Origin of the sequence: Avibacterium sp. 20-129 (assembly GCF_026226845.1) — a bacterium.
In the GTDB taxonomy this organism is placed as follows: domain Bacteria; phylum Pseudomonadota; class Gammaproteobacteria; order Enterobacterales; family Pasteurellaceae; genus Avibacterium.
Genome location: NZ_JAKKOE010000002.1, coordinates 383,261 through 394,855, shown reverse-complemented (window position 1 = coordinate 394,855; position 11,595 = coordinate 383,261). Strand labels below are relative to the sequence as shown.

General features: G+C 34.6%; 9 protein-coding genes and 1 tRNA gene. 5 read left to right on the top strand and 5 right to left on the bottom strand.

From position 1 onward, the window contains the following. The first annotated feature begins 218 nt into the window (after window positions 1-218). The 3 genes from L5B90_RS09485 (at window position 219) to L5B90_RS09475 (ending at window position 3,624) form a co-directional block, all read left to right on the top strand. Window positions 219-1,856, top strand: coding sequence for an NAD-dependent malic enzyme (locus L5B90_RS09485; RefSeq protein ID WP_265762751.1), 1,638 nt, complete (start codon window positions 219-221; stop codon window positions 1,854-1,856). 127 nt (window positions 1,857-1,983) lie between these two features. Next, window positions 1,984-2,943, top strand: coding sequence for an AEC family transporter (locus L5B90_RS09480; RefSeq protein WP_265762750.1), 960 nt, complete (start codon window positions 1,984-1,986; stop codon window positions 2,941-2,943). Window positions 2,944-3,216: 273 nt separating this feature from the next. After that, window positions 3,217-3,624, top strand: a complete 408-nt coding sequence (locus L5B90_RS09475; RefSeq protein WP_250363340.1) for an OsmC family protein — start codon at window positions 3,217-3,219, stop codon at window positions 3,622-3,624. A 47-nt stretch (window positions 3,625-3,671) separates the two neighbouring features. Here L5B90_RS09475 and L5B90_RS09470 read toward each other — a convergent pair whose 3' ends face one another. The 5 genes from L5B90_RS09470 to uvrB form a co-directional block, all read right to left on the bottom strand. Continuing rightward, the gene (locus L5B90_RS09470; RefSeq protein WP_250364583.1) at window positions 3,672-4,697 is read right to left on the bottom strand and encodes a glycosyltransferase family 9 protein; all 1,026 of its coding nucleotides are present in this window, start codon (window positions 4,695-4,697) and stop codon (window positions 3,672-3,674) included. Next, window positions 4,693-5,373: a glycosyltransferase family 25 protein gene (locus L5B90_RS09465; RefSeq protein WP_250363341.1), complete on the bottom strand. Its 681-nt coding sequence runs from the start codon at window positions 5,371-5,373 to the stop codon at window positions 4,693-4,695. Before L5B90_RS09465 ends, L5B90_RS09470 begins: the two co-directional genes overlap by 5 nt. Before the next feature lie 234 nt (window positions 5,374-5,607). Then, window positions 5,608-6,753 carry a glycosyltransferase family 4 protein gene (locus tag L5B90_RS09460; protein ID WP_250363342.1) on the bottom strand — a complete coding sequence of 382 codons (1,146 nt, stop codon included), beginning with the start codon at window positions 6,751-6,753 and terminating at the stop codon, window positions 5,608-5,610. Between the two features lie 2 nt (window positions 6,754-6,755). Then, window positions 6,756-7,931, bottom strand: coding sequence for a glycosyltransferase (locus tag L5B90_RS09455; RefSeq protein ID WP_250363343.1), 1,176 nt, complete (start codon window positions 7,929-7,931; stop codon window positions 6,756-6,758). Window positions 7,932-7,948: 17 nt separating this feature from the next. Beyond that, entirely contained in the window at window positions 7,949-9,985 is a 2,037-nt protein-coding gene (uvrB, locus tag L5B90_RS09450; RefSeq protein WP_250363344.1) for an excinuclease ABC subunit UvrB, read from the bottom strand. 390 nt (window positions 9,986-10,375) lie between these two features. Between uvrB and L5B90_RS09445 the strand changes: the two genes are divergently transcribed. Both L5B90_RS09445 and L5B90_RS09440 read left to right on the top strand, forming a co-directional pair. Next, a tRNA-Asn gene (locus tag L5B90_RS09445) sits at window positions 10,376-10,451 on the top strand. Window positions 10,452-10,613: 162 nt separating this feature from the next. Continuing rightward, window positions 10,614-11,585, top strand: coding sequence for a calcium/sodium antiporter (locus L5B90_RS09440; RefSeq protein WP_250363345.1), 972 nt, complete (start codon window positions 10,614-10,616; stop codon window positions 11,583-11,585). Window positions 11,586-11,595: the final 10 nt, after the last annotated feature.

Genomic DNA, 11,595 nt, shown 5'->3' with positions numbered 1-11,595 from the left:
AAAAAAAAAATAACAAAACAAAATAAACAAAAACCCGAATTACAAAAAACCTTTCAAAATCAATATATTAAAAAAAAAAAAAAAAAAAAAAAAAAAAAAAAAAAAAAAAAAAATAACATTCACTCCACTTGAAATTGTTATTTATGCGCCTATACTCAGTAGCAAATAGCTATTTTACCTCTCGACAAATAATCTATTTCATAAATAAGGAGTTAATAATGAGTCATACCCCTGATATTCTAACTAATCCACTAACCAATAAAGGCACGGCTTTTACGCTTGAAGAACGTAATAAGTTAGGTTTAACCGGGCGATTACCTGCTGCTGTGGAAACCCTTGATGAACAAGCCAAACGTGCTTATGAGCAACTTTCTCGTTATGAAAAACCAATGGAAAAATACATTTTCCTCGACCAACTACATAATCGTAATGAAGTGCTTTATTATCGTCTTCTTACCGATCATCTCGCCGAAATGTTACCTATTGTTTATGACCCAACCGTAGGTGATGCAATAAAACAATGGAGTCGTGATTATCGCCGTTCTCGTGCCGTTTATTTAAATGTGAACCGTCCAGAAGATATTCGTGCTTCTTTTGAAACATTAGGGCTTGGCGCTGAGGATGTTGATCTCATAGTCTGTTCTGATGCAGAAGAAATCCTTGGTATTGGCGATTGGGGCGTGAACGGAACGGATATTTCTGTTGGTAAACTTGCCGTCTACACTGCCGCTGCGGGCATCGATCCAAGCCGTGTCATTGCAGTGAATTTAGATGTTGGTACCGATAACGAAGCATTGCTAAATGACCCAACTTATCTTGGTAATCGACACGCTCGTGTGCGTGGTGAACGCTATGATCACTTAATTAATGAATATTTAAAAATAGCAAGTGAAATGTTCCCAAATGCCCTCTTGCACTTTGAAGATTTTGGTCCTTCCAACGCACGTCGCATCTTAGTTGAAAATCGTGAAAAATACCGTATTTTCAATGATGATATGCAAGGCACTGGCGCAATTGTTATGGCAGCAGTCATTTCAGGTTTAAAAGTTACGAAACAAACATTCGCTGAACAACGCCTTGTCGTCTATGGAGCGGGAACTGCGGGAACAGGAATGGCAGATCAAATTAGTGCCGCAATGGAACGTAATGGACTTTCTCGCGAAGAAGCCAAAAAACGCGTATGGCTCATTGATATTAATGGCTTAGTCACTGATGATATGCCAAATCTACCGAATTACCAGCAAGAATATGCACGCTCTGCGGCTGAAGTGGCAGATTGGCAACGTTCAGAGGGTAAAATTGGTTTGTTAGAAGTCGTAAAACAAGTCAAACCAACCATTTTAATTGGCACCTCCACAGATCACGGTGCATTCACTGAAGAAGTCATCAAAGCACTTTGTGAAGGCGTAGAACGTCCAATTTTATTACCGCTCTCTAACCCAACAGAGCGTATTGAAGTGATGCCGCAAGATGCAATCCCTTGGTCAAAAGGTAAAGCCTTAATCGCAACGGGTATTCCAGTATCTCCTGTGCAATATAACGGAACGGCTTTCTATATTGGGCAAGGTAACAATGCGCTGCTTTATCCCGGCTTAGGATTAGGTGTCATTGTATCAGGGGCAAGCCAAGTCACTGACGGAATGTTACTCGCTGCCGCTGAAGCTGTTGCAAGCCAAGTCAATCCACAAGATTTAGGGGCAGCGTTACTTCCCTCAGTAGATAATTTACGCGCTTCGTCAGCAACGGTGGCTGTCGCTGTCGCCAAACAAGCAATAAAAGATGGTGTTGCAACCAAACAGAGTGATAACTGGGTACAAAGCGTGCAAAACGCAATGTGGCAAGCCGTTTATCGCTAAATACGCCTATGCCGTCTGAAAATCAGGCGGCATTTTTATAAAAAAGACGGCGCTTTTATTAATTAATCTCACAAAGCGCTTTCAAAATAATCCTAAAAAAGAAATTATTCCAACAGAGGAAAATATAATGCTTTTTCTCACCGCACTTGAAAGTGTCTTATCTATCGTTCTGATTATTGTATTAGGTTTTTATTTACGCCATAAAGGCTATTTTGCAGACAGCTTTGCTGGCAATATTTCTAAACTCATTATGAATATTGCCCTCCCAGCTTCTATTTTTATTTCTGTGCTAAGTTACCTTACTCGTGAAAAATTATTTTCGCTATCAGATGGATTAATTTATGGTACTGCTGCAATATTCTTAGGTTATATTATTGCGTGGTTAATGACAAAAGCCTTCAATATTCGTGCAGGGCGGAAAGGTGTTTTTATTAATACGATAGTAAACGCTAATACCATATTTATCGGCTTACCCTTAAATATTGCATTATTTGGTGAAAATAGTATGCCTTATTTTTTGGTCTATTATGTACTAAATACCATTTCCACTTGGACTTTTGGCGCTTGGCTGATTGCACGAGATAGCAGCCAATCACAATCATCACCACATCGCTTATTTAACTGGAAAAAACTTTTACCTCCACCGTTACTCGGGTTTCTTGTTGCCCTCATTTTTTTACTCATCAATATTCCTGTACCAAATTTTATTCATAGCGCATTAAGCTATATAGGGGCAATGGTTACGCCACTTTCACTCATTTATATTGGCATCACGCTTTATGATGCGGGATTAAAAAGCCTCAAATTTGATAAAGACACCATTACCGCACTCATCGGCAAATTTGCTATCTCCCCAGCGATTATGGTATTTCTCATTCTTATTGGTAAAACCGTGCTACCATTGCCAACGATTGAGGCACAAACTCTGATTCTACAATCCTCCGTTTCTGCTCTTGCCATATTGCCTATTCTTGCCAATGAAGCCAAAGGTGACGTGTCTTTTGCTACCAATATTGTTACCACAAGCACCTTATTATTTATTCCTATTGTGCCACTGATTGATGGTTTACTTGGGCTTTTAAACTAAATTTACGAAAAAAGCACCGCACTTATAAAAATGCTGTTTATCTGATTTAAACAGCATTTTGTATCATTTTATTTTTTCTAGGTTCTTTTGTTACTTAGAGATAATTCTTATAAAATCCTATTAATCTCTCCATAAAGCAAAATAATCAAATTCATCCTATTCCACTTTAATTTCCCTCATTATTTTTCTAAATAAAAAAATAATATATCTTGCACTTCCCCAGCTTTCCTTTTACTCTAATTGAGCTATAAATTAGTCTAATAAGGAGTTCCTATGTCACACATTTCAACGATTCATTACACTGGCAATTTGCACAATGATTTAATCCATTTACAAAGTGGAAACAAAATTTCCACTGATGCCCCTGTGGACAATAATGGTAAAGGTGAAGCCTTTTCACCAACAGATTTACTTGCTGCTTCACTTGCCGCCTGTGCAATGACAATTATGGGAATTCGAGCAAGAGATCTTGGCGTGGATTTGCAAGGCACACGCATCGAAGTAGAAAAAGAAATGGCGCTCAACCCACGCCGAGTCGCACGTATTGTATTAGATTTTTATCTTAACAAAGCGCTTGATGAACGCACGCGTGCCACGCTCGAAGCCGCGGCTCACACCTGCCCTGTTGCCAAAAGCCTCAGCGCAGATTTAGTACAAGAGTTTCGTTTTCATTACGAATAGTGGAAAAAAAGCCTTATTTTCATAGAAAATAAGGCTCTCACTTTCAATTATTTAAACCAGTCTTCATAAAACCGCAGTGGAGAAATCTCATTAATATCTTTCTCATAGAATAAAATATTAACTATATTTGACGTTGGTTTCCAATGGTTAAAATTTACTTGATCTTGACTATAAAAACCGATAATCGGTTTATTAAAGCCTGATGCAATATGAATAGTGGATGTATCAGGAGAAATCAGATATGCACAATGCTTAATTAACTCAATTGTATGGAAAATATTTTGTGTATCATAAACAAATACATTACAAAAATCTGAAGCGATATTGAGTAATTTTTTATTCACATCTGGATATCCCAAAATAATAATCTTTCGATCTGTTTTTTGACTTGTCAGATAACATAAGATTTTCGTTATATTTTCATCAGAAAATTTTCTTGAACGCGCAGCACCATAAAAATTAATTGCAACATAATTCTCAATATTATATTTTTGCAAAAATTGAATAACTTCATTTTGCTCTTTTTCTCTCATTGGCATATCATATTTCATTGACTTAACTGGAATAGCAATTTTTTCTAATGCCTGTCGATATATTTCGGAAAAATGAAGATCTGTTTGTGATAAGTTAAGATTAAACAATTTATAATCTTCTTTCTGATAGCCAAGATAATTTTTTGCGCCAATTAAACGTAAAAAAAGAAGATCTCGGTTGCGTAGCATTATCGTAGGATCGATAACTAGATCATAGCATTGCTTGCCTATCTTTAGCCCATTTCTAATATAGTCAATAATATTTTTCTTCTTCACAAAATATAATTGATCAATATAAGGATTTTGTTCAAATAAATAGGCATTTTGTTTAGTACAAACAACCCCAATCTTTATTGAAGCGTCAAAGTTTTTTATCTCTCTAAATACAAAAGAGCTAACAATATAATCACCTATCTTCCCATCCTGCCGAAGAAATAAAATACTCTTGGGTGGAAGTATACTATTATCATCTATTTTTTTATCTAGCAGAAATTTTCCCAAAGCAAGACGCCAACGTCTTAGCAAATCTTTTAATTTAATCATAACGGTTTTCTATTTCATCAATTTCTGAATCATAACTACCAAATACACAGGGAGGTTCTATGCCATAAGCATTAATATGAGTTAATTGCAATAGCCCAGTCAAATAATCCGCAGGCATCCTTATGGGATAGGCTTGTCTTAATAGCTTTTTAGCTCCAGTCAAAGTAATCAAATATGCTGTAGCTCTAATAATACAACGTTTAGAATTTCGAGATGGAGAACGATATTTCGCTAATCGATAACGTTCAGGTAAGTTACGCATAAAAGGCCATACTTTTGCTTTCCCATGATCTAAAAATAAAATTTCTTTAGCCGAAGATATTTTGTCTAAAGCAACTTTTAATACTTCTTCAAAATAGAGAGAAACAATAGCATCATCTTCAAAAATAATTGCTTCAGAAATATTGTTTTTTACAATATGTTCATAAAGCTTAATATGACTCATAGCACAGCCTATTTCACCTAATGTTAGAGGTTTAGGAGAATTATGCTCTTTAGGATAAAAATCAAAATCAACCTTAGATAATTGATCTTTTGATAATTCCTTTCCATAAACCGCGTCAAAAAATTCAAAATCAAGATTTAAACTACGAAGACGTTTTGCAATAACTTCTCGTCTAGATGAATTTTTAAGACTAATGATAAATATAGGAGGAAATTTTATTTTCTTCATAGCTTCACTCAATATAAACTCTAATTTTTTCAAAAATAAAATTTGAATATTTTATACAATTATTTACAATAAGGTAGATGTTTTATCAAAAATCTTATTTCTGATAAAAACATCTATTTTTATTGCTTTAACACATCAAAAAAGTAAAATCCAATTGACATATCCTAAATTGATTAAAAATATGATCTCTTCTTAAATAATTATTTTCTTTTAAGCTAATTACAAAAGTTTCCATTATTTATCCTTTACTAAATTAAAAATAACATTTCGCATATCTGAAATAAATCTAGGAATATTATGATATTCTTTTATATATTGATTTGCTTTTATTGCAAGCTCACTTCTTAATGGCTCATCTAACATCAGTTTTCTAATAGCATCTACATATTTATCCACACAATCAAAGCCATCCCCTAATACTGTTCCAACATAAACACCAAATTGAGAAGTCAAATTTTCTGGGTTCTGATTACTTACAATTAAAGTTCCATAAGAAAGCGCTTCTAAAAAAGATATAGGTAGAGCCTCATGTATAGATGTATTTACTAAGATTTTAGCATTTTTCAAATAGTTATTTTTTTCATCACCATCAACATGTCCCATAAAATGGAGATTAGAAATATTTTTATACTTACTCATAATAGAAGAGTTTCTTTCAAAATCATGGAATGATTGCCCTAACATATAAAAATCATACTCTGGACATTTTTTAGCAATCTCACAAAATAACCATCCTCTTTTTACTGACTCTATCCTACCTAAAAAAATTATATTATTTTTCTTAGGAAATTTTTTCACATCGAACTCATAGTCAATATCTATTGGATTAGGTAAGTATTGAATATCTACATTATTATCAAGAGAGTATAATTCTTTCGCTTTATCATTTAAAAAATATGCTTGGGATATAAATTTAACTCTTTCTTTTTTATATAGATTATGTATATTATCATATAATTTTTGATCATAATAATTTGGCTCAGGAAATAAATTTACTGTTTCAATTTCTTCCCAATCTGATTTAGGTCTAGGGTCTTGTATCCAGAATATTACTTTTTTATTCAAATCTTCTTGAAGTAAAGGATAATCAAAAGTGACTTCTATCGTAAGATAAAGATCATAATTTTGAGATTTTAACCATTTCTTAGCAAAAAAAGGCTTTTTAGGTAACTCATAAACATTTATACCATCTATAATATGCTTTTTTGCAAACATCCCAAAGCATTTAGATGTTGTTTTTAATAATACATCTATCTGTATATCATCGCTTGGTAAATATTTAGTAATTAGCCTTCTTGCTAAAAATCCATACCCTCCATAGCCAGTATTTAATGCGCCAAAATATTCATTAATTAAAAGTGCAACCTTAACTTTCTTCATATTTATTTCCTCAATAAATTTTTTAATAACGTCAAAAAGCGATATTTAATATTTTCCTCTGAGAATAAAGACAAATGTTTTCGAATCTCAATTTTATACTTTTCAAGTGAACTATTACATTGTGATAGTTTAAAACATTCTTCAATGAAACTTTCTTGATTAAAAAACTCTATGAGTTTTCCGCATTTCCCATAATTGAGAATTTCTTTGACTCCTGTCTCACAATTCATAGCAATAACAGGAACGTTTAAAATTAAACTTTCCAAAAGAACCGTAGGTAATCCTTCTCTTTCTGATACATGTAAAAACAATTTAGCATTTTTCATATATGGATATGGATTTTTTATTTCCCCTAATAAAAAACACCTATCTTCCAAATTTAATTTTTTTATTTGATTCATTAAATTAGAATATTCTTCTCCATCACCTATTATATAAAGATTCTCTTCAATTCCTAAATCAACTAACTTTGCATAAATATTAATTAAATCCTTATGTCTTTTTATCTTATCTAATCTTGCAACTTGAATGAAATAAGGTTTTTTAATATCTGGAATAGATCTTAAAGATTTTTCAATTATAGTAGAAAAATCTATTGGATTAAATAAAGTAAATAATTTTTCATCCTCTAACCCTGTATATCTTTTTATTTGCTCAGTCATTTCATTACAAATTGAAACCACTTTAGTATAATTTTTTAAGATATTTTTTTCTTTTTTTAAATTTACATTCCCAATATCTAACGCCAAATGCTGCCATCTAATAATTGGAACAGATATATTTTTAAATTCTAAATAAGGATCAAAGTGATTGCTAAAATTAATAATCACATCGTAATTACCATTCAAAATAACATTTGATAAAGTTCTTTTACAAAAGCTTTTATCTTGAAGCTTTCTTAACTTATAAAATACTCTATGTAATAAATTATTTTTTCTATATTTTTCACTATGTTCTATCTGCAGTGTTTTATCTTTATTAAAAATATAAGAAATATTTATATTATTAGGTATTTCCTCTATAAAAGGAGATTTTTCTTTTTCAAAGGCAATTAGAAGATCTATATCTAAGTTATCTATATCTAAGTTATCTATATCATATAATAACTTAAAATAATTAACTAGTACTCTTTCAATACCACCAACTATAAGCCACTTATGCAAAAATAATATTTTCATAATTTATTCTCCTAGAATTATTCTTCTACCAAAAACCTTTCCCTTAACTGATGCAACTGATCACGTACCGTAGCGGCTTTTTCAAATTCCAAGTTTTGGGCGTGTTTGTACATTTGTTGTTCCAGCTTTTTGATTTGTTGCTGAAGTTCTTTTGTACTGGTTGGTTGATAAAGTGCGGTAGGTTCTGCCACTGATTTTTGTTTTTGCTTGCTTTTTGCTTTGTTATTGGTTGCACTTTGTCCAATATCAAGCAATTCGCCGACTTTTTTATTCAACGCTTGTGGCACAATGCCGTGTTCTTCATTGTATTTCATTTGTTTTTCACGGCGGCGGTTGGTTTCGTTAATGGCTTTGTCCATTGATTTGGTAATACTATCAGCATACAAAATGGCTTTACCATTTAAATTTCGTGCCGCACGTCCAATGGTTTGGATCAATGATCGTTCGGAACGCAAAAAGCCTTCTTTATCTGCATCTAAAATTGCGACTAAAGACACTTCGGGAATGTCTAAGCCCTCACGTAATAAGTTGATTCCGACCAATACATCAAATTCCCCTAAACGTAAATCTCGAATGATTTCTACCCGTTCTACGGTATCAATATCAGAATGCAAATAACGCACGCGCACACCGTGTTCTTCTAAATAATCGGTCAGATCTTCTGCCATTCGTTTAGTGAGTGTAGTAACTAAAACGCGTTCATTTTTATCCGCTCTTTGGCGAGCCTCGGAAAGTAAGTCATCCACTTGAATCGCTACGGGGCGGATTTCAATTTCAGGATCGAGTAACCCCGTTGGGCGTACGACTTGATCGATAATCTCACTACCTGATTTTTCTAATTCGTAAGGGCCGGGCGTCGCTGAAACATAAATGGTTTGCGGAGCAAGGCGTTCAAATTCTTCAAAACGTAATGGGCGATTATCCAACGCGGAAGGCAATCGAAAGCCATATTCCACCAAGGTTTCTTTACGTGAACGGTCGCCACGATACATTCCGCCAATTTGTGGCACAGTAACGTGAGATTCATCAATAATCAATAAGCCATCAGCGGGAATATAGTCAAATAACGTCGGAGGCGGCTCACCTTCTTTACGCCCAGATAAATAGCGAGAATAATTTTCAATGCCTGAGCAATAACCCAATTCGTTCATCATTTCAATATCAAACTGAGTGCGTTGGGTAATACGTTGTTCCTCTAGCAATTTATTTTCTTTGATGAAATACTCTCGGCGCTGCGCCAGCTCCGCTTTGATTTGCTCAATGGCATCTAAAATCCGTTCACGCGGGGTAACATAGTGGGTTTTCGGATAAATGGTGTAACGCGGCACGGCACCGAAATTGGCGCCAGTGAGCGGATCAAATAAACTTAAACGTTCAATTTCATCATCAAATAATTCAATACGAACCGCTTGATCATCAGATTCTGCTGGGAAAATATCAATAATTTCTCCCCGCACTCTGAATGTCCCGCGCTGAAATGCCTGATCATTGCGAGTATATTGCAACTCCGCTAATTTCGCTAAAATTTGTCGCTGGTTAATAATCGCGCCCGTTTGTAAATGTAACATCATCTTCAAATAGCTATCGGGATCACCTAAACCATAAATAGCAGAAACGGAGGCAACCACAATGGTATCACGCCGTTCTAAAAAGGATTTTGTTGCAGACAGACGCATTTGTTCAATTTGGTCATTAATAGACGCATCTTTTTCAATAAACGTATCACTACTTGGGACATAGGCTTCTGGCTGATAATAATCGTAATAAGAAACAAAATACTCCACCGCATTTTCAGGGAAAAACGTCTTCATTTCGGCATAAAGCTGAGCTGCAAGGGTTTTGTTCGGAGCCAACAACATTGCAGGGCGATTAAGTTTGGCAATGACATTGGCAATGGTAAAGGTTTTACCCGATCCCGTTACGCCAAGTAGCGTTTGATGAGCCAAACCATCATTAAGATTTTCGCTCAGCTTTTCTATCGCCTGAGGTTGATCGCCCGAGGGAGAAAAATCGGAATGCAGAATAAACGGTTTGCTGTGAATTTTGTTACTCATAAAAAACGCCCTATTAGAAAAGTGCGGTCAATTTTAGCATAATTTTTTCCTTTCGGCTTGAACAAAACATTAAGTTTTACACAGAGTTATATTTGTCAAGATTGAAATCTCACAAAATCAAAAAAAATTTTAAAAAAATTTCTAGATTTTTATTAACCAATTGATAAATAAGGAAATGTTATTTTGCAATCAATTTTATTGCTAATCAGTAAACACCTAGTTTTTTCAAGGGATCAGCGATTTTTTCAAATAAGAACCCACAGACTTATCCACAGGCACTGTGGATATAAAAAAAGAATATAATTTTTCAACATTTTTTTAATTTCACTGTTGACAAAGGAAAGACAGATCATTATCATCTGCGACCAATTCCTTGTGATACAGAATTATTCCTCCTTAGTTCAGTCGGTAGAACGGCGGACTGTTAATCCGTATGTCGCTGGTTCAAGTCCAGCAGGAGGAGCCAATTTTCTCTTTTGGCAGTTTTTATTTGTCTCCTTTTATAAAAGCTATTTAATTCCAAAAGAGCTTAAAGCCCATATCCTCCTTATGGGCTTTTATTTTTTCTAATTAACCTTTCATAAGAATGATAATATCCGTTACTTTTCATCATTTATAGGACAAGCAAATGTTTTTATCTTTTCTCGCTATACTTATCGGATTAGTGATTTTAGTCTGGAGTGCAGATCGTTTTATTGATGGTGCTGCTTCTCTTGCCAGCTATTTAGGGATGTCGCCCCTATTAATTGGCATTGTTATTATTGGGTTTGGCACCTCTGCGCCTGAAATCATTGTTTCTGCCCTTTCAGCCCTCAACCACAGCCCGGGGATTGCACTGGGCAATGCTTATGGCTCAAACATCACCAATATTGCGTTAATTTTAGGTGTCACCGCCATTATTAAGCCAATTATCGTCAATTCACAAGTGCTAAAAAAAGAATTGCCTGTGTTAATGTTTGTTACCCTACTTTCTGCTTGTTTAATTTATGATGCCACCATTTCTCGTCTTGATGCCGTGATTTTATTGGCAGTTTTCACGCTCTATATGGGCTGGACAATTTGGCAAGGCACAAAACATTCAAGCGATAGCCTTGGGCAAGACATTACCGATGAACTCAAAGAAAAATCACAAATGCCGCTAAAAACCGCCTTATTATGGTTAGTCATTGGATTGGCATTATTAATGGGCAGTTCGCAATTATTAGTATGGGGGGCAGTAAATATCGCCACTTATTTAGGTGTGAGTGATTTAATTATCGGCTTAACCATTGTTGCCATCGGTACGTCATTACCTGAATTAGCAGCTTCTATTATGGCGGCAAGAAAAAATGAATTAGATCTCGCTGTGGGCAATATTATTGGTTCTAACTTGTTTAACACACTTGCGGTAGTAGGGATTGCAGGTGCTATTACCCCAATTCAAGCAACGCCCGAAGTGTTTAGTCGAGATATGCTCGTTATGATCGCCTTGACGGGTTTACTGTTTTTATTTGGTTATGGGTTCAAAGGACGAACAGGGCAGATTAACCGCCTTGAAGGGCTAATGTTATTTCTCGCTTATGTGGCGTATAATTCTTTGCTTATTTACACCGCACTTTGATTTGAATAAT

Bases quoted from the DNA above. Each gene is read 5' to 3' on its own strand.
- L5B90_RS09485 (WP_265762751.1), top strand. From the start codon at position 219: ATGAGTCATACCCCTGATATTCTAACTAATCCACTAACCAATAAAGGC.
- L5B90_RS09480 (WP_265762750.1), top strand. From the start codon at position 1,984: ATGCTTTTTCTCACCGCACTTGAAAGTGTCTTATCTATCGTTCTGATT.
- L5B90_RS09475 (WP_250363340.1), top strand. From the start codon at position 3,217: ATGTCACACATTTCAACGATTCATTACACTGGCAATTTGCACAATGAT.
- L5B90_RS09465 (WP_250363341.1), bottom strand. From the start codon at position 5,373: ATGAAGAAAATAAAATTTCCTCCTATATTTATCATTAGTCTTAAAAAT.
- L5B90_RS09460 (WP_250363342.1), bottom strand. From the start codon at position 6,753: ATGAAGAAAGTTAAGGTTGCACTTTTAATTAATGAATATTTTGGCGCA.
- L5B90_RS09455 (WP_250363343.1), bottom strand. From the start codon at position 7,931: ATGAAAATATTATTTTTGCATAAGTGGCTTATAGTTGGTGGTATTGAA.
- uvrB (WP_250363344.1), bottom strand. From the start codon at position 9,985: ATGAGTAACAAAATTCACAGCAAACCGTTTATTCTGCATTCCGATTTT.
- L5B90_RS09440 (WP_250363345.1), top strand. From the start codon at position 10,614: ATGTTTTTATCTTTTCTCGCTATACTTATCGGATTAGTGATTTTAGTC.